23 protein-coding genes and 1 tRNA gene are annotated in these 17,676 nt (G+C 52.1%); 12 read left to right on the top strand and 12 right to left on the bottom strand.

Annotated elements, in window-relative coordinates:
- The gene (locus G549_RS0106095; RefSeq protein ID WP_027834283.1) at positions 1-357 is read right to left on the bottom strand and encodes a hypothetical protein; all 357 of its coding nucleotides are present in this window, start codon (positions 355-357) and stop codon (positions 1-3) included.
- Between the two features lie 40 nt (positions 358-397).
- Positions 398-484, bottom strand: a tRNA-Leu gene (locus tag G549_RS0106090).
- A gap of 144 nt (positions 485-628) precedes the next feature.
- Between G549_RS0106090 and G549_RS0106085 the strand changes: the two genes are divergently transcribed.
- The gene (locus tag G549_RS0106085; RefSeq protein WP_084634034.1) at positions 629-2,095 is read left to right on the top strand and encodes a mannose-1-phosphate guanylyltransferase/mannose-6-phosphate isomerase; all 1,467 of its coding nucleotides are present in this window, start codon (positions 629-631) and stop codon (positions 2,093-2,095) included.
- Here the strand turns inward: G549_RS0106085 and G549_RS0106080 are convergent.
- Positions 2,092-3,420: a UDP-glucose dehydrogenase family protein gene (locus G549_RS0106080; protein ID WP_027834281.1), complete on the bottom strand. Its 1,329-nt coding sequence runs from the start codon at positions 3,418-3,420 to the stop codon at positions 2,092-2,094. The genes G549_RS0106085 and G549_RS0106080 overlap by 4 nt on opposite strands.
- Before the next feature lie 144 nt (positions 3,421-3,564).
- Here G549_RS0106080 and G549_RS0106075 point away from each other — a divergent pair, with 144 nt between their 5' ends.
- Positions 3,565-4,503 (top strand): ornithine cyclodeaminase family protein, encoded by a 939-nt coding sequence (locus G549_RS0106075; RefSeq protein WP_027834280.1) that lies wholly within the window; start codon positions 3,565-3,567, stop codon positions 4,501-4,503.
- Between the two features lie 2 nt (positions 4,504-4,505).
- Here G549_RS0106075 and G549_RS19230 read toward each other — a convergent pair whose 3' ends face one another.
- Positions 4,506-5,786: a TCR/Tet family MFS transporter gene (locus tag G549_RS19230; RefSeq protein ID WP_084634033.1), complete on the bottom strand. Its 1,281-nt coding sequence runs from the start codon at positions 5,784-5,786 to the stop codon at positions 4,506-4,508.
- A 191-nt stretch (positions 5,787-5,977) separates the two neighbouring features.
- Here G549_RS19230 and G549_RS19225 point away from each other — a divergent pair, with 191 nt between their 5' ends.
- On the top strand, positions 5,978-6,844 hold the full coding sequence (locus G549_RS19225) for a pirin family protein (RefSeq protein ID WP_036221954.1): 867 nt from the start codon (positions 5,978-5,980) through the stop codon (positions 6,842-6,844).
- Here the strand turns inward: G549_RS19225 and G549_RS19220 are convergent.
- Positions 6,836-8,038 carry an FAD-dependent monooxygenase gene (locus tag G549_RS19220; RefSeq protein ID WP_051213493.1) on the bottom strand — a complete coding sequence of 401 codons (1,203 nt, stop codon included), beginning with the start codon at positions 8,036-8,038 and terminating at the stop codon, positions 6,836-6,838. The two genes, G549_RS19225 and G549_RS19220, sit on opposite strands and share 9 nt — an antisense overlap.
- 26 nt (positions 8,039-8,064) lie before the next feature.
- Positions 8,065-8,310 carry a zinc-finger domain-containing protein gene (locus G549_RS0106055; RefSeq protein ID WP_027834279.1) on the bottom strand — a complete coding sequence of 82 codons (246 nt, stop codon included), beginning with the start codon at positions 8,308-8,310 and terminating at the stop codon, positions 8,065-8,067.
- 142 nt (positions 8,311-8,452) lie between these two features.
- Between G549_RS0106055 and G549_RS0106050 the strand changes: the two genes are divergently transcribed.
- From G549_RS0106050 to G549_RS0106035, 4 genes are read left to right on the top strand one after another with little or no spacing between them, the layout of a single operon-like run.
- Complete coding sequence (locus G549_RS0106050) at positions 8,453-9,214, top strand: alpha/beta fold hydrolase (protein WP_027834278.1); 762 nt, start codon at positions 8,453-8,455, stop codon at positions 9,212-9,214.
- Positions 9,215-9,243: 29 nt separating this feature from the next.
- On the top strand, positions 9,244-10,071 hold the full coding sequence (gene cysE / locus G549_RS0106045; RefSeq protein ID WP_036221583.1) for a serine O-acetyltransferase: 828 nt from the start codon (positions 9,244-9,246) through the stop codon (positions 10,069-10,071).
- A gap of 12 nt (positions 10,072-10,083) precedes the next feature.
- Positions 10,084-10,461, top strand: a complete 378-nt coding sequence (locus G549_RS0106040; protein ID WP_027834276.1) for a hypothetical protein — start codon at positions 10,084-10,086, stop codon at positions 10,459-10,461.
- A gap of 54 nt (positions 10,462-10,515) precedes the next feature.
- Positions 10,516-10,737: a DUF3126 family protein gene (locus tag G549_RS0106035; RefSeq protein WP_027834275.1), complete on the top strand. Its 222-nt coding sequence runs from the start codon at positions 10,516-10,518 to the stop codon at positions 10,735-10,737.
- Here the strand turns inward: G549_RS0106035 and G549_RS0106030 are convergent.
- Positions 10,734-11,354, bottom strand: a complete 621-nt coding sequence (locus G549_RS0106030) for a hypothetical protein (protein ID WP_036221580.1) — start codon at positions 11,352-11,354, stop codon at positions 10,734-10,736. The two genes, G549_RS0106035 and G549_RS0106030, sit on opposite strands and share 4 nt — an antisense overlap.
- 159 nt (positions 11,355-11,513) lie before the next feature.
- Here G549_RS0106030 and G549_RS0106025 point away from each other — a divergent pair, with 159 nt between their 5' ends.
- Entirely contained in the window at positions 11,514-11,837 is a 324-nt protein-coding gene (locus G549_RS0106025; protein WP_027834273.1) for a DUF6949 family protein, read from the top strand.
- A 4-nt stretch (positions 11,838-11,841) separates the two neighbouring features.
- The gene (locus G549_RS0106020; protein ID WP_036221574.1) at positions 11,842-12,363 is read left to right on the top strand and encodes a gamma carbonic anhydrase family protein; all 522 of its coding nucleotides are present in this window, start codon (positions 11,842-11,844) and stop codon (positions 12,361-12,363) included.
- Positions 12,364-12,435: 72 nt separating this feature from the next.
- Here the strand turns inward: G549_RS0106020 and G549_RS0106015 are convergent, their stop codons facing one another.
- From G549_RS0106015 to G549_RS0106005, 3 genes are all read right to left on the bottom strand, one after another.
- The gene (locus G549_RS0106015; protein ID WP_027834271.1) at positions 12,436-13,053 is read right to left on the bottom strand and encodes a transglutaminase-like cysteine peptidase; all 618 of its coding nucleotides are present in this window, start codon (positions 13,051-13,053) and stop codon (positions 12,436-12,438) included.
- A 174-nt stretch (positions 13,054-13,227) separates the two neighbouring features.
- The gene (locus G549_RS0106010) at positions 13,228-13,854 is read right to left on the bottom strand and encodes a PilZ domain-containing protein (RefSeq protein WP_051213492.1); all 627 of its coding nucleotides are present in this window, start codon (positions 13,852-13,854) and stop codon (positions 13,228-13,230) included.
- A 92-nt stretch (positions 13,855-13,946) separates the two neighbouring features.
- On the bottom strand, positions 13,947-14,603 hold the full coding sequence (locus G549_RS0106005; protein WP_027834269.1) for a PAS domain-containing protein: 657 nt from the start codon (positions 14,601-14,603) through the stop codon (positions 13,947-13,949).
- Between the two features lie 202 nt (positions 14,604-14,805).
- On the opposite strand from G549_RS0106005, the gene G549_RS19215 reads away from it, so the two are divergent.
- Positions 14,806-15,546: a rhomboid family intramembrane serine protease gene (locus tag G549_RS19215; RefSeq protein ID WP_051213491.1), complete on the top strand. Its 741-nt coding sequence runs from the start codon at positions 14,806-14,808 to the stop codon at positions 15,544-15,546.
- 3 nt (positions 15,547-15,549) lie between these two features.
- On the opposite strand, the gene hisI is transcribed toward G549_RS19215, so the two are convergent.
- On the bottom strand, positions 15,550-15,996 hold the full coding sequence (gene hisI, locus G549_RS0105995) for a phosphoribosyl-AMP cyclohydrolase (protein WP_027834268.1): 447 nt from the start codon (positions 15,994-15,996) through the stop codon (positions 15,550-15,552).
- A gap of 48 nt (positions 15,997-16,044) precedes the next feature.
- On the bottom strand, positions 16,045-16,671 hold the full coding sequence (gene folE / locus G549_RS0105990) for a GTP cyclohydrolase I FolE (RefSeq protein WP_027834267.1): 627 nt from the start codon (positions 16,669-16,671) through the stop codon (positions 16,045-16,047).
- 169 nt (positions 16,672-16,840) lie between these two features.
- Here folE and G549_RS0105985 point away from each other — a divergent pair, with 169 nt between their 5' ends.
- Both G549_RS0105985 and yidD read left to right on the top strand, forming a co-directional pair.
- Positions 16,841-17,284 carry an iron-sulfur cluster assembly scaffold protein gene (locus tag G549_RS0105985; protein ID WP_027834266.1) on the top strand — a complete coding sequence of 148 codons (444 nt, stop codon included), beginning with the start codon at positions 16,841-16,843 and terminating at the stop codon, positions 17,282-17,284.
- Positions 17,281-17,589, top strand: coding sequence for a membrane protein insertion efficiency factor YidD (gene yidD, locus G549_RS0105980; RefSeq protein ID WP_156905499.1), 309 nt, complete (start codon positions 17,281-17,283; stop codon positions 17,587-17,589). The genes G549_RS0105985 and yidD overlap by 4 nt, the downstream gene beginning before the upstream one ends.
- Positions 17,590-17,676: the final 87 nt, after the last annotated feature.

Genomic DNA, 17,676 nt, shown 5'->3' with positions numbered 1-17,676 from the left:
CTATTGTTTAGCCCAAAGCCGCGCATGCTCAATTTCTTCGAAAAAGGCCACTTTGCCGCCATTCTCAGCCGGGCGCACAAATTGTGCGAGGGTAACGAAAGCGATGCGGGAAATCGGTTTGTCTTCGCCTGCAAATTCGCCAAGCATTTGTCGCATCACACCTAAAAGCGTGGCGCTTTCAAATTCATGTTGATCTGTATCCAATATGAGCGTGATTTCGTGCTTGGTCGGATGCGCAGCTATTTTTTTGGCCAGCGTATCGCGCAATGCCATCAGGCTTTGCATCGTGATGAGGCCTTCGACACTTGCTTCAATGACTTGCGATTTGTTTTTCGAATGCGAAGGTGCGTTGGTCATTTAATGTGCCGAAATAAAATAAAGAATAATAGAAAAGCTTTGGTGCGGACGACGGGACTTGAACCCGTAAGCCGGTTAGGGCGAGGGATTTTAAGTCCCTTGTGTTTACCAATTTCACCACGTCCGCAATGTCGGGTGACCCCGAGAGTGGCATTTTCATAGTCGAAAAAAAATCACATTGCAAATAGGAATCGCCGCCGTGGAGGAAATGGGTTGGCGTGGCGATTGATCACCCGCGGGCTTCGGTATAGTGTCTTGACTTTATTCGACAATGTCTAACCGCACCAACGGAAAAATCCTTATGGTTGATCAGCTTTCAAAAATTGTTCCAGTGATTATGGCTGGTGGACGTGGGACGCGGTTATGGCCGATTTCGCGGTCGTCTCGGCCCAAGCAATTTTTGGCGCTGGCGGGGCGGGATAGCCTGTTTCAAGAGACATTGCAGCGGGTGGCTGATTCTGACCAGTTTGCTGCGCCAGTGATCGTGACAAATGAAGAATATCGGTTTCTTGTGGCAGAACAAGCGCAGGAAGTGGGCGTTGAGCTTGGCGCGATTTTGCTGGAGCCAGCGGCGCGCAACACAACGGCTGCGATTTTGGCGGCGGCCCTCTACCTTAAAGATAAAACTGATGATGATCAGGTGCTTTACGTGCTGGCGTCTGATCATAAGGTGACCGCCGATGCCGGATACACCGATGCCGTGGTGCAAGCGACGGCGTGTGCAGAGGCGGGGGAGCTGGTGACTTTTGGTATTGCGCCGACCGAACCTGCAACTGGATATGGCTATATCAAGCAGGGTGAAAAACTGGAATCTGGCGGACATCGGGTGGCTGAGTTTGTTGAGAAGCCGCAGCTTGAGCGGGCGCAGGAGATGCTGGATGCGGGCGGGTATTATTGGAATTCCGGCACCTTTATGATGCCACGCGACGTATTCATTGCTGAATGCGAGCGGTTGGCGCCGGAAACCAGCGCTGCTGTTGGCGACGCCGTTGCCAAGGCGACAGCCGATTTGGATTTTGTGCGCCTCGACAAGCAGAGCTTTGAACAAGCGCCCGACATTTCTGTCGACTATGCCATCTTTGAGAAAACTGATCGTGCGGCCGTTGTGCCGAGTGCGTTTTCCTGGTCAGACCTTGGAAGTTGGGACGCGGTTTGGAAGGTCGGCGACATGGATGCCGGCGGCAATGTGGCGCGGGGGCAGGTGACGCTTTCAGAAACGGAAGACAGCCTTGTTTATTCGGATTCCGCACATGTCGCGGTCCATGGGTTGAAGAATATCGCTGTTGTCGTGAGTGAAGACGCTGTGTTTGTCGGTGATCTGAATGCGACGCAGCGGGTGGGAGATATCGTTAAACGGCTCAAAAGCAGTGATGAGACCATGGCGCTTACTGAGACCCACAAAACCAGCTATCGCCCCTGGGGCGGCTATTCTTCGCTGGTGCTGGGCGAGCGGTTTCAGGTGAAGCGCTTGTTTGTCAAACCGGGCAAGCAATTGAGTTTGCAAAAACACCATCATAGATCTGAGCATTGGGTTGTGGTGACCGGTACAGCGGAAGTCACGGTGGGCGATAAGGTGGAGCTTTTGGGTGAAAACCAATCCGTCTACATCCCACAAGGCGAGGTGCACCGCCTGGCCAATCCGGGCAAGATCATGCTTGAGTTGATTGAAGTGCAAACCGGTTCTTATTTCGGCGAAGACGACATCATTCGGCTTGAGGACGAATTTGGGCGGAGCTAAGCGCCGTTGATCACTGTTTCTAGCGGTCGACCCACACATTGGTAGTCAAAGCCGTGTGCCTTGAGGGTCGGCCCGTCATAAAGATTGCGCAAATCCACCAGAACGGGTTTGCGCATTTTCTTTTTGATCTCGGCAAAGGGCAAGTCGCGGAATTCGTCCCATTCGGTCACGATGACCACAGCGTCGGTGTTTTCGACGCAGGATAGGGCACTGTCGCAATAGGTTATATTGCTCAAATGGTGTTTGGCATTGTCCATGCCTTTGGGATCGTAAGCGCGGATATTTGCGCCCATATCTTGCAGCCCTTGAATGATTGAAATGGCGGGCGCTTCGCGCATATCGTCTGTGTTGGGCTTAAAGGTCAGGCCCAGAATGGCGATGGTTTTCCCGTTGACTTCATCTTCGCACATTTGCGCAATTTTGCGGGACATGGCGCGTTTGCGATATTCATTGATCGAGACGATCATCTCGATCAGACGCAAAGGGCGATCATGGTCTTGTGCGGTGCGAACAAGGGCCAAGGTGTCCTTTGGAAAACATGATCCGCCATAGCCGGGGCCGGCATTGAGGAACTTTTCGCCAATGCGCGGATCAAGGCCGATGCCTGTGGAGACACCCTTAATATCCGCGCCGACCACTTCGCACAGTTCGGCCACCTCATTGATATAAGCGAGTTTGAGCGCCAAGAATGAGTTGGCGGCATATTTGGTCAGTTCACTGGTGCGGCGATTGACATAAAGGGTGGGAAATCCCTTTTGCTCAAAGGGCGCGTAAATCTCGGCCATAATTGATTTGGCTTGATCGCTTTCGACACCAATAACGATGCGGTCGGGTTCCATGAAGTCTTTGATGGCGGCGCCTTCGCGCAAAAATTCCGGGTTGGAAACGATGTGGAAGTCCATGTCGGGCCGAGACGTCTCGGCGATTTCCTGAACCTTATCGCCAGTGCCCACAGGTACTGTGGATTTGTTGATGATCACCAAAGGGCCGCTGGCGTGTTCCGCGATATTTTGGGCCGCGGCATAAACATAGCTTAAATCGGCATGGCCGTCGCCTTCGCGCGAAGGGGTGCCCACGGCGATAAAGGCTGCGTCGGCACCTAAGAGCGCTTGAGCAAGATTTGTGGTGAAGTGCAAATTGCCTGCCTCACGATTGGCCGCCACCATGGCGCTGAGGCCCGGCTCGTAGATGGGCACATTGTTTTGATTGAGTTGCTCAATCTTGGCTGCATCAAGGTCGACACAAATTACTTCATGGCCGACCTCTGCCAAACAAACGCCAGACACCAAGCCCACATAACCAACGCCAACAACCGCAATTTTCATATATCACTCCCGTGCCTCGTCGGTTCTAGCCACTCTTTCATGGAATTTATACGACAATGTCGGGCAAATGGTCGATTTTTGTCGCATCCGCTTTGAAATTAGGGGCGAATTTTTGCACTATGGCGCAAAAAAAAGGGGATCGATATGAGCATTCCATTTATCGGACGCGCTGAAATTGAAGACAAGCTGAGTTGGTCGAAAGTCGCAGATGCAATCTTTGACGGGCATAAGCGAAGCAAAGCACGCTTGGGCGATCTGTTCCTCAACCGGGAAGAAGATCAATCAACCATGCTCAATCGTGCCGCGTGGATCGATGATCTAGGCTTGGCGATGAAAGCGGTGACGGTTTATCCGAAGAACGCGCAACGTGAGCCAGCCATCCCCACCATCCACGGCGTCGTTATCCTGTTCGATGATGAAAGCGGGCAGGTGAAAGCACTCGTCGACGGGCAGCTTGTGACCAAGTGGAAAACGGCAGCCGATTCCGTGTTAGGCGCCCGCCTTTTGGCGCGTCCGGATTCGCGCAAACTACTTGTTGTCGGTTCTGGCGTGGTGGCTGAATCTTTGGTGGATGCCTATCGTGATGTTTTTCCAGATCTGAGCCAAATCCAGATTTGGAGCCGCACCCATGCGAACGCGCAAGATTTGGCGGCGAAAAAGGGCTGTGAAGCCGTTGAGGATTTGGCGGCAGCGGTAGGGGATGCGGATATTGTGACCAGCGCGACGATGGCGCGAGAGCCCTTTATTCAGGGTGCGTGGGCGCAGAGCGGCACCCACTTCGACTTGATCGGCGCCTTCAAGGACGGCATGCGAGAAGCGGACGATGCACTGCTGCAAAAGGCCAAAATCTTTGTCGATTCGCGCGAAACCACCATCGATCACATTGGCGAGTTGAAAGACCCAATTGCGCGGGGCGTGATCAGCGAAAAAGACGTGCTGGCGGACTATTACGATATGGTGCAGCCAGATTGCGTTATGCGCACTGATGCAAGTGACATCACATTGTTCAAAAATGGTGGCGGGGCGCATTTGGACTTAATGGTCACCAACGCGATCTACGACATTTGGAGCGCGACGCAATAGCGTTATTCGTCAGGCTCTTTGGTGGTCGTTTGTTGGCCAAATAGCTGCTTTCGCCGGAACAGAAGGCCGGCCTTGATTGCTGTGTAGGTAAACCAAATGGCGCCGAAGGTCACAGCAATGCCCGCTGCAAAGAAGGGCACGCCGGGGAAATAAGTGAACGCCTTGGGCGATGTGGTGAAGTATGAGAAGAGCTGCGTCGCCGCCAAGGGGCCAATAATGGACGTGATGGAGTTGATCGCGTTTATGCCGCCTTGCAATTCGCCTTGCGCATTGTCGTCAACGCGGTTGGCCATCAGACCAGTGAGGCCGGGGACCACAAGCCCGCCCATTGCGCCCATGGCGAGGAAGAAATAAAGCCCCATCGGCGTGTCGATAAAGGCCATGCCGAAAAAGGCGAATACCGCGAAGCTCATGCCCACAAGAACCGTTTTGACTTCGCCTAAATACCGCATGGATGGCCGGATAACTGCTGCCTGCACGATGGCAAACATGACGCCGAATGCGCCAAGCGAATAGCCCACTTGCGACGGTGACCATTCAAACCGCTCGATGGTGAAAAAGTTCCAGATGCTGGGATAAGTCTGGGCGGCGAGTGAGAAGAAAAACAGCACTGCAATAAAAGACAGCACATAAGGATATTTGCGTAGGGACATCAGCGTGCCCAGCGGGTTGGCGCGCTTGATCTCAAAGCGGCGACGCTTGCGCATGGTCAGGCTTTCGGGCAGCACGAAATAGCCATAGACCAGATTGACAAAAGCTAAGGCTGCTGCGGCAAAGAAAGGAACACGGGGGCCGAATTCGCCCAATTGCCCGCCGATGACGGGGCCGATGATAAAGCCAGCGCCGAAGGCCGCGCCGATGAGGCCAAAGTTTTGCGCGCGTTTCTCACGGGTGGAGATGTCGGCAATATAGGCTGTTGCCGTTGATACAGCCGCGCCCATGATGCCTGAGAGCACCCGCCCGACGAACAGCCAAGCAATGGTGGGCGCAAATCCCATCAAAATATAATCCAATGTAAGGCCAAGCAGCGAAAACAAAAGGACGGGTCTGCGGCCAAATCGATCGCTCAAATTGCCGAGAATGGGTGAGAAAACAAACTGCATCAATGCGTATACAAATAGCAGGAACCCGCCATAAACCGCAGCTTCAGCAACGGTGCCGCCGGTTAGGTCTTCGATCAAGTGCGGCAAGACAGGAATAATGATCCCCAGCCCGATGATATCGATGAGCACAGTGATCAGAATAAAGGCAAGCGCCAGCTTTGAATTCTTAGCAGCTGTCATGATGTTCCTTTAGGCGGGCATTTCGCGTCAGTAGACATGCTGCATATAGGTGACGCGAGTCAATTTTGAAACCGCGGTGAACAAGAAAACTATCAACTATATATGGTTTTGTGAACAATCCATTGCCCGTTTGGGGCTTTTTGTAAATCAAAATGAGACTATTTCTACTTCAAACGTAAATGGAGGCGAAAATGACGTCGAACCTAAAATATGCCGCGCAAACGAGTCGGGGACATTATGTGCAAGAAGGTGAAGGGATAATGGTGCATCGCTATATCGGTACACCCGATATTGATGTGATCAATCCCTTTTTGATGTTGGACTGGTTCAAGGTTGAAAGCCCAAAAGGACCAATTCCAGGATTTCCCCCGCATCCGCACCGCGGTTTTGAAACAATCACGCTGATGCTGAGCGGCAATATGGGACACCGCGATAATATCGGCAATGTTGCTGAAGTGGGCCCGGGCGGCGTGCAATGGATGAAAGCAGCTGGCGGCATCATTCACTCGGAAATGCCGCGTGTTGACGGTGATGAAGATTTGTCGGGCTTGCAGTTCTGGCTCAATCTGCCTGCCGCGCAAAAAGGCGATACGCCCGAATATACAAACTTGGATGTTTCCAAGCTGGAGGTGGAAAAGCGCGACAAAGCAAACATGCGCGTGATCGCGGGTGAAACCAGCCAGGGCACCAAGGGGCACTTTTTAGATCGGGCCACGCGACCATTCATTTTGGATGTCAGTTTGCAAGCCGGTGGCCAACTTGCCGAACCGCTTGAGGGCCGCCAAGGCTTCTTGCTGGTGGTTGAAGGCACGATCAGCATGAAGGATGGCAGTGGCGACAATGCTTTGTTCGGCGAGGGGAGCTTGATTGAGCTCAGCACGTCCGGCGACGCCATCGACGTGGTGAGTGACAGTGGTGGCCGATTTGTTCTCGCCACAGGTGAAGCGTTGAACGAGCCGATTGCAAAAGGCGGACCTTTTGTCATGAACACCAAGTCTGAGATTTACCACGCGTTTCAAGATTTTTCGGCTGGGAAATTCGGGCCAGCTTTAGAGTAGGCCCTCAAACGGATCGTGCTTATAAATCCAATCTATGCGTTTGAGTTGCGCGTCAGGCGACTGACGTGCAACCACCAAATCCCGCGCCCAAGATTTGGGCGGGCGCATATGGAAGATTTTACCATTTTGCGCTGATTGCTTTTGTACCTTGTCCACACGCGATTTGCGCAAGGATTGATATTGCGCGAACGCCTTCGCATTGTCCGGCTCCGCCGCCAATAACACAGCCAACAATCCAGCATCTTCCATGCCCATGGCGGCGCCTTGCGCTTGAAACGGCAGCATGGCGTGGGCCGCATCGCCGATAAGCGCCACGTTATCCTTGTACCAATGCTCGCAGGTCACGCCGAAAAGTGGCCATGGGGTAAACTGATCATAAAGTGAATCCAGAATCGGCGCTAACACGCTGTTTTCTTTAATCGATAATCGATTGGGTTCGAGCTTAAGCTCTGCGCCACGTTCGATGGATTTATGTTTATGTCGCGAAAACAGCGCGATGTTGACCTTGCGCTGATGCGGCAATGGATAGAGCACCACATGATAGTCTGGTCCCCAAAATAGGGATGTGTGGTTCATGGGCAGCTGCTTTGCCACATCGTCAATATCTGCCAAGGCGCGCCATGCAACATAGCCTGTGAATTGCGGCTTTGGGCCGCCAAGCAAGTTTATCCGTGTTTCAGAACGAACGCCATCAGCACCGATATGGGCGCGGGCGGTCACCGGAAAGGGGGGGCTGTTTCTATCTTTGAGAAGAATCGATACACCGCCATTTGCTTGGGTCGCGTCGATTTCTTCCACACCGAAATGTATCTCGATATTGGCAAACTTTTTGGCCGCGCGATAAAGGCAATCAAGCAAATCTGCGCGATGGGCAACAGCATAAGGCACGCCATCATAGCGTTTGGTGGCAAAGTCACCCAGTTGGACGCTCTTGATTGGTGATGTGCGTTTGTGCGGGTAGATGTCAATTGCATCCGGTGCAAAGCTGTTGGCTGCGAAATCGTCGCCCAATCCTAACGTGTCGAGCACGCGGCGGGCATTGGGGCTGATTTGCAAGCCTGCACCAAATTCACTGGGCGCGTCTTGCCGTTCTGCCACCACGACACGAAAGCCAAATTTGGCCAACGCAATGGCCAGGGTCAAACCGGCAATGCCAGCGCCCGCAATGGAAATGGTTTTACTGCTGTTGGCCATGTGGCGATCCAGCTTATTTTTGTGGGTTAGGCCGACTTCTTATTGTAAGCCGCTTCTGCGGGTGACGCCGCAGCGCTATCCAGTTCAGCATTGAACACATAGTGGGTGGAGCAATAAGGACACACGATTTCAGTTTCGTTGCCCATGTCCAAATAAACATGCGGGTGGTCAAAAGGTGGCAGCGCGCCGATGCACTTAAACTCTTTGGTGCCGATCTCGATTTTAGCGACGCCCATGCTGTTCTGAAAATGTGGTGTGATTTGATTTGCCATTGTCTTACAGACTCATTGCCCAATTGAATGCGAGAGGTTAAGTGTGGCGGACATTAACGAACTCGTTTGAAAAAAACCAGTGCAAAGACGGTGAGAAATCACAAAGTTTTGCTTGGGCTGGACGAATAAGGATTGAAGCGGGATGCCGACATTTACATCTGAGGGCTACGAGATTGCATTTTCCATCTATGGGGAAGGACCAACGGTGCTTTTGGTGCACGGCTTTGCCTCCAATGGCAAAGTGAATTGGGTTGATACCGGTTGGGTCGAAGAACTGGTGGATGCAGGATACCGCGTTGTCACCATCGACAATCGTGGACATGGCAAATCTGAAAAAATCTATGATACAGCGGCTTATCCCTCAAGTGAGATGGCGAAAGATTCTATCAATTTGATCGACTATCTGGGTGTGAAGCAAGTTGCGATTATGGGCTATTCCATGGGCGCGCGCATTTCAGCCTATGTGTCGATGACAGCGCCGGATAAAATCGCCTGTGCCGTGTTTGGTGGTTTGGGTGAGCGCATGACCGTGGGTATGAGTAATTCAACCACGATTGTTGATGCTTTGCTCGCTCCAACCTTGGATGAAGTGAAAGACCGCACGGGACGTACGTTTCGGATTTTCGCTGAGCATACCAAGAGCGATTTGAAGGCGTTGGCGGCTTGCATGGGCTCGTCGCGGCAAAAGATTTCACAAGAAGATGTGGCTAAAATCGATGTGCCCGTTTTGGTTGCTGTGGGCAGTGATGACGAAGTGGGCGGACGCCCCGAACCATTGGCCGCGTTGATGGACAAAGGCGAAAGTCTTGTGATTGAAGGGCGCGATCACATGCGCGCGACTGGGGATAAACAGTTTAAAGAAGGTGTGCTAAACTTCTTTTCTCGGGTCTACCCAGTTGGGTAAGACCAACGATTGTGCATAACGAATTGGAAATGGCTATGGCTGGTAAATTAAACCGCGATGAGAAACCCAGAATTGTTGACCCGGTGTGGCACGATGTGTGCGCCGAAGCGCGACAAATCATGGCCGATGAGCCCGCCTTCTCAAACTTTGTGATTTCCAATGTGCTGAACCACAATAGTCTTGAAGAAGCAATGGCTTATCGCCTTTCAGAGCTGTTGGAACATGCCGATGTTTCGTCGTCGATCATCCATCGAGCGTTTCAGGATATGCTGCAGGCAGAGCCAAAGCTGGCGCATTATTTCCGGACGGATTTGGCCGCTACGCTTGAGCGTGATCCCGCCACGCATCGTGCTGTAGAGCCTTTGCTTTATTTCAAAGGGTTTCACGCCATTCAGTCTTACCGTTTTGTGCATGAGCTTTGGAAAGTAGGGCGCAAAGATTTCGCCCAATATTTGCAAAGCCGCATATCACAAGTGTTTCAGGTGGATATTCACCCGGCGGCCCGCATTGGTGCCGGCATCATGGTTGACCACGCCACGGGCCTTGTGATCGGCGAAACGGCGGTTGTGGGCGACAATGTTTCGATCCTTCATGCGGTGACGTTGGGCGGCACGGGCAAAGAGGATGGCGACCGGCATCCGAAGATCGGTTCTGGCGTGATGATCGGGGCCGGGGCAAAAATTCTTGGCAACATCAAGATCGGTAATTGCGCACGGGTGGCGGCAGGTTCCGTCGTGCTTAAAGATGTGCCGAAATGCATGACAGTGGCGGGTGTGCCAGCGAAAGTGGTTGGCGAAGCCGGCTGCGCTGAGCCTGCCTTGCGCATGGATCAGATGCTAACAGATGGGCCCAACTAAGGATCAGTCTGGATGGACGCGCGTGTGAATGAGGGACCTGCACAGGCCGTGTGGGCCAAAGAGCAGGCATTTTTGACCCAAACAGACGCTGTTGCGGATCTGTTTGCGCCTGACTTTGTGAGCTTTGACACAAAAGGCGACGCGCTGGACGGTGCGGAATTTGCCGATCTTGTGCAAACACAAGGGGCGCAGGCTGATGCCGTCGAGCTCATGTGGTGTGAGCAGGGGGCGCCTGACAGTTTGTGCCTTGCCTTTAAAATGCCTAATCAGAATGGCCATGTCTCCACACATCTGTCACTTTGGCGGCAAACTGGTCCAAACTGGCAAAAACAATTCCATATATTTGTGGAAGGTGAGGATAGTTTGCAAAAAAGCGCGCCCACAGGTTGAGGCGCGGGCAAAACTGGCTATCTTGCCCATCGAAATGAACAAGCGGAGTGCATCATGACAAAAGAAGAGTTGGAAAACCTGCAAAAATATCTGCGGGTGAAATTTGGCAATCCGCAATTGCTGGTAAAAGCGCGTCCGAAAAAGACAGATTCAGCCGAAGTTTATCTCGGTGAAGAGTTTATCGGCGTTATGTATTTGGATGAAGATGAGGGCGAGCGCTCGTTCAATTTCCAAATGGCAATTCTGGACATCGATTTGGACGAAGTCGCAGGCTAATCTGCCTTTGTCAGTATTTTCAGTTTGGCGCGCATTTGTGCGTCAAACTCTTTCCACTGGGGCAGATATTGCTCTGGGAACTTGATGATCGCGGCGACCCGTTTGTTCACAAGTTTTGTTTCCAAACAATTTGGCGCTTTGAACTCTTCCGCTAGTGGTTCCACACATTTGGCGACAAAGGGTTGTGGCCGCAATGGATCATACCACACGCTTTCATTCTTATAGCCCTCACCATCTTTTAGGCGTCTGCCGACGAGGCCGTATTGGTACGTGGCCGGATCAGATGAAAAGCGGTGGATATACAGCGCATCAAGCAAATAGGCGCTGGGGGTGGTGCGGCTGGCGGGCACCAAATCGACATTGATCTCGGCCACTTCAGTCTCAAGCTGGATGGGAATCAGCAGTTCCAGGCTCTCTAACGCACGCTGCGTGTCGTCCAATGTGGACGCCAGCCAATTTTGCGGCACGTAAACTTCACCAAAGCCCAAGGTGACCTGACGTTTTTCTGCAATAAAGTTGGGATCAACCCGCTCTTTTTCGGGTTCCAGGGCATCAATCGCGTAAATTATCCCCAGGCCTAAAATCGACAATAGAGCCATCAAGAACAAGGTGTTCATGACAACGCTTTGGTTTTGCTGCTGTTTTTTACTATTCTTGCGAGCCAACTTCCATCTTTCGGCATTAACCATGCGCGTGTTTGAGACGTGACTTTTGATGTAGGCGGAAATATGTTTAATAAAACGTTAAGAAATTGCCAAAATGCAAGCGGGGAAGCGATGTCCATTGAGTTTTTAATTGCACTTTACATTGTTGGTGTCGGGTTGGCGGTTTCTGGTATTGGCACCTATTTGTACCAGCTTGTGTTCAAGCAAGAGGCGATATTGCGGTTCGATGGTGAAAGCTATCTGGGCGCATTTGGCCATCTGGCGATGAGCTTTTTTTGCGGCCCGATGATCATGCTGCATATGGGTTGGCGTAGTGAAGGGCAGAGCTCTTTGTCGATGAGCGGCGTTTTGCTCTCAGCGTTTATCGCGTTTGGATGGAGCTTTATTACTGGCTTGTTGGCGCTCAGCGTGTTTTTGAGTGTTATCGGGGCTTAAGCCCATGGCGCCCATCTATCAATTGGGTGCAGACAGCCCCACGATCAACTCCGTATTTGTTGCGCCCAGCGCCAGCGTGATCGGCAAGGTCACCGCGGCGACAAATTCGAGCATTTGGTTTGGCGCTGTGTTGCGCGGCGATGCGGACCAGATCACGATCGGTGAGGGCAGCAATGTGCAGGACAATGCTGTCGTGCATTGCGATCCCGGTTTTCCAGCCATCATTGGCGATTATTGTACGGTGGGCCATAGCGCCATCGTACACGGCTGCACGCTCGCGCGTGGTGTTTTGGTTGGCATGGGGGCCATTGTGATGAATGGGGCTGAAATCGGTGAGGGGAGCATCATCGGGGCCGGGGCCATTGTAACTGAAGGCACAAAGGTGCCGCCCTTTTCCGTTGTGCTGGGGCAACCGGGGCGGGTGAAAAAGACGCTTGAACCTTCCAGCATGGCGGACCGTCTTGATCAGGCGGAGCGCTATATTGAACGTGCAACGCTCTTTGCCAGCGATTTGACCTCAGAATAGGCGAAGGGCCAGCTCGGGGAAGCTGACCCTTCTATTCGGCCGAGAGTGTCAGGGGTTGGAAGGGTGGCCGAATTAGCGTGACGCGAGGATAACCTCACGATTGTCTGCAAGCTCCATCCAGCGGCCCTGATGCTGCTGAGATTGACGCTTGATGTAGGTGTAATTTGTTTGGCTCCAGACTTTGATCAAGCCTTCTTGGTTATCCAAGATAAGGTCGCCGCGATCTGTGCGCACGGTGAGCACCGCATGGCCTTCGCCATTGGCTTGCTTCACCACAGTGATCAACAAGGTGCTCGGGGCCCAGCCGCGCTCAATCAAGCTGCGGCGTTTGGCCAGGACATAATCTTCACAATCGCCATATTCGCGTGGATATGTCCAAAACTCTTCGGTTTGGTAGAGATCAATATCGTTGATCGGGCGGATTGCGTTGTTCCAGTGCGCGTTGACCTGCAACAGCTCATCCCATTTGGATTGGCTTAGATTTTCATAAGTGACCAAATTTGAATTTTGACCGCACTCGTTTGGACGGGATTGGCAAAATTGAGCATGTCCGATTGGAATTGTGGTTTCGCGTACATCAAGCACAAATGCCTGGTCTTCGCTGATGGCCAGTGCGGGTGCCGCCCACAAGGTCGGCAAGACGCTAATGGCCAATAATAGGTTTCGCGCGGTGGCGTAAAAGTTCTTCATTTCAAATCTCCCTGACAGAGAGCAGAATGAAGAAGAGACTTTTCGGCCTCGCGAAAAAAAACGTTGGGTTTTAAATCAAGGTTGAACCATTAGATTCAACGCTTGTTAATCATGAAAAAGCCCCGATCAGCGGGGGCTGCGGGGCATGGTCGAAAAACTGAGTTTTGATCTTTGTTAGTTGGTGTGCAAGTTCCGCTGCACAACGGTGAAGACTTCTTGCACGGAAGAGAATTCTACCGCGATGCCATCATCAAAGTGACGCACCACGCGGGCGCGCATCCGGCCCAATGTGACCGGCGTGCCCATTTGCGGGCGCACATCGATTTCAATCGCCGCACCGGACAATGAAATATCGATGATTTTACAATTGTACTTGCGGCCATCGTCCAAAATGATGCTGGAATGGCGAATATCCGGCACCTGTCGATCATGCCGACGATCTTCTGGCAGGTTGAGAATGTCTTTGTTGGCAAACCAGGTGAGCTGCGCGGCAATGTTGTCACGTTTACGGGCCGAAACGTTGACTTCCATATGAAAGCCCCCGTCAATCAGCTCAATGATTGTGCCTTCGATGCGACCAATGTGATCGAGATAAGCGATGATTTTTTCGCCGACATTGCCGCTGGCCGGGGCAATGACATGGGCATCGCCAGGTGACATCTCGATGATTTGACATGGGAATTCGCGCCGGTCTTCCAGCATATAGCGCCCCAAAAGCGATACCTTTACGCTTTGAAAGCGAGATGCATCAAAGCTGTTGGCTATATGAGTGTCCAGATTTTGAGCGGTCGCGTTCAACATACTCACAAGATTATCCACAAAAGTACGACTGTGGATAAACCATACCGGTTTTAAGTTAACCGAGTGTTAGTGAGTTGAATTTGTTCGAAAAACTATTGCTTGCCGCCGTCGATCACCGCGAGGTGCTGATATCGGCGTGCTGAACGACCGAATACAGACACTGAGCCGCCATAATTTTCCTGCAAATCGACAAGATCATTTTCAGGCGCCACGTCAGCTTGCATATCGCGGCCGGAGAGATCAGTTGGATGATCGTCTGGCCAAATCAGGCGCAAGCCTGTGATTTTTTGATCCATGATGGGATGGGTACCAAACCAATATGGTTCTTCAACAGCGGTAATGGCGCCGATGATGCGGGTGTTTGTGGCCCCATTGTGCCGCAATGGCAGCAAAATGCTCTCAAAGGAGAGGGGATGATTATGTTGGCTGGTGCCGGTGAAGGTCACAAGCGCTGCAGCGTGATCATCTGTCACAGCTTTAATCAATGTCTCAATAGCATCGCGGTCTTTGCGGCGCCACAAATCGAGGAAAGGACGTGTTTTCAACTCGCGATTGTAAGCAGAGCAAATGTGGGAACCAGCCAGACGGAAATTGAACGCAGTGCCCAATTTGTCGGCTTCCAGAATAAAGGTATTGGCCAGCGCATGACGAATCTTAGTAGGGTCCACGTCGCGACGCTCAGGTGCGCTGCGGGTTCCCCGTAGATTGTTCCAGTAATTATAAAGTGTGCGCGTGCTTAGCTTTTGCATGGTCTCGTTTCGCCCCACTGGTTCGTCAAATCTGATGAGAATTTAGACGCCGCTTTTTTTGGTTTGTAAGTTGAGGCCAATGTGACTCAAACAAACGGAAAAATCGCCCTTAAACGTTTATTAAGGTTAACGCGGTGGGCAAGGTGTGGAAAAATTCGAAAATAGCGGGCATAAACGGGCAGTTACACGGTTTGGAGTCGACATGAACAATCCACAAGATGATCAAAACCCGCAGGAATCAGGCGGAAATCCCCCAATAGTGAATTTACCGCCCACGGTCACGGCACTGATCATCTTTCTGGTTCTGTTGCATCTAAGCGCCAACCTGATTCTGTCCGAGGAGTCATTTTACCGGTTTTTGTTAACATTTGGCTTTGCGCCGTTGCGGCTGCAATTTGCGCCGGAAATGCCCGGTGGCGTTGGCGCATTGTTCTGGACACCGTTCACGCACGGCTTTCTTCACGCAGACTGGATGCACCTCATATTCAACGTATTATGGCTGGCGGTTTTCGGGACACCAATTGCGCGTCGATATGGCCCGTTTGGCTTTGCTGTCGTGTTTGGGTTGGGGCTCGTTGGCGGTGTGATCGGTTATTTGCTGGTGCACTATAATTCTGTCGCGATTCTGATTGGCGCGTCTGGTGCCGTATCCGCCCTAATGGGGGGCGCGTTGCGCTTTATGTATCAACCGCTGATCAAGGAAGTGGATGAAGAAACAGGCGAGGTGCGTATTTTGGGGCGTCGGCTGGCCACACCTTCAGAATTGTTGAAAGACCAACGCGCAGTTGGGTTCACTGCTGTGTGGATGGGCGTGAATGTTTTGTTTGGCGTGTTTCCGCAATTGATGGGCATGGAAGGCGCCAATGTGGCCTGGGAAGCGCACATCTCAGGCTTTGTTGCCGGATTTTTTGCCGTGGCGTGGTTAGAGCGGCGATTGTTCTAACGGTTATTTGTAGCGTTCATTGGGGTCAAAGAGCGGTTTGATGCCCAAATCTTTGACCGAAAAACCATCATCGTCCATGGCGACCGCACGATAAAAACAAGTTTTGCGGCCCGTGTGGCAGGCGGCCCCAGCGCCGCGCTGGGTGGCACGCACTTGCAATATATCCTGATCGCAGTCGACACGCATTTCCACGAATTCGAGCAGTTCGCCTGATGATTCGCCTTTTTTCCATAAGCTATTGCGCGATCTGGAGAAAAAGTGAACGAAGCCTGTGTTGAAGGTGAGGCGCAGCGCCTCTTCATTCATATAGGCGGCCATCAGAATCGCATCTGATTCAGCATCAGTCACAACGGCAAGAATTAGTCCGTTCGCGTCGAAACGGGGCGCGAAAGAGGTGCCTGCTTCAAGTTCGGTTTTGGAAAGGTTTTTTGGATCGGTCAGTTTGCTCATAGGCACGTTATAAACAGCGCCTATGAGGAATGCCAGACTTGATCGCGCTTATTTTTGCATCGCCAAGAGGTGGAAAAAGCGATCCTGCTCTTTCGGTTCTTCGGCAAAAACGCCGGTAAAGCGTTGCGTCAGGGTTGTCGCGCCGTGCTTTTTCACGCCGCGCAGGGACATGCACATATGCTCTGCCTCAAGCATCACAGCGGCGCCCCGAGGATTGAGATTATCATTGATCGCATCGATAATTTGCTGGGTCAGGTTTTCCTGGGTTTGAAAACGCTTGGCGAACACGTCGGTGACGCGGCCAAGTTTGGACAACCCAACGACGGCGTCCGTTGGCAGATAGGCAATGTGTGCTTTGCCGACGAAGGGCACCATATGGTGCTCACAGTGTGAAAAGAATGGAATGTCCTTCACCAGCACCATGTCATCATAGCCGCCAACATCGCGGAATGTTTTGTTGAGCACTTCTTCCGCATCCAAAGTGTAGCCTTCGAAGAATTCTTCATAGGCTTTTGCCACACGTTTTGGGGTTTCCAACAAACCTTCGCGCGTTACATCTTCGCCAGCCCATGCCAGCAGGGTACGCACGGCTTGCTCTGCCTCATCGCGGGTGGGGCGAACAACTGATTTGGTTGTCGGGAGGTCTTTTCTTATAGATTTTATGGTCGCATCCATGATCATCTCCTGATGGCGTCGACCTTATATACGGGACCAGAGACTGAACGGTTTACTCATTTCACACGCCAAAGTGAAAGACCGGGCACTGGCTTGGTTTTGCTTGAAGCGCAATATATGATGCTTATCTTATAAGAAACAAGTGTTCTAGCGCGCGAATAGGTTCACAATGTCGTTTGGCGATATCTACAATCAAAAAATTCTCGAATATGCAGGCAATCTGCCGGACTTGCCACGTCTGGACGCACCGGACGCGAGCGCGCGTCGGCACTCACGCGTGTGTGGATCCACGATTGAGATTGATTTGAGTGTGCGCGATGGGGTTGTTGCGGCTTATGGTCATGAGGTTGCAACTTGTGCGTTGGGCCAAACAGCCGCGTCAATTATGGCGCGTCATATTCTGGGGGCCACGGCAGATGAGTTGCGCTTGGTGCGCACTGAAATGCTTTCGATGCTGAAGGAAGATGGACCGCCGCCCAGCGGTCGGTTTGCCGACCTGAAATATTTGCAACCCGTCAAAGATTTTCCGCAGCGGCACGCCTCTGTAATGCTGGTGTTTGACGCGATTTGTGACGCGCTGGATCAAATTGAATTACAGGCGAAAAGCGCGTGAGCATTTTGAGGCTGATCGGTCGGATTATTGATTTCCCTTTTCGCTGGCTCGCGATTGGCTTGATTACACTTTACCGCTATACGCTTTCCGCTTTTATGGGTCGAACGTGCCGCCATGCGCCGTCTTGCTCCGAATTTACGCTGTTGGCGATCAAGCAATATGGATTTTGGCCCGGCGGCTGGATGGGCGCGGCGCGCATCTATCGCTGCCGACCCGGCGGTACGGATGGATTTGATCCTGTGCCCGAATCTTTGCCAAAAAAGGCAAAATGGTATGCCCCTTGGCGCTTTGGGCGCTGGAAATAATTTCAAAACATGCTAAAGCAACCTCTTTGACGGATCATGCCGCATGATGTGGCATGGCAATTTGACTTATATGAAGTGGAGAAAATG

It is taken from the genome of Maritalea myrionectae DSM 19524, from assembly GCF_000423365.1.
GTDB classification, from domain to species: domain Bacteria; phylum Pseudomonadota; class Alphaproteobacteria; order Rhizobiales; family Devosiaceae; genus Maritalea; species Maritalea myrionectae.
The sequence above is the reverse complement of the archived record's forward strand: the minus strand, read 5'-3'. Positions and strand labels throughout refer to the sequence as shown.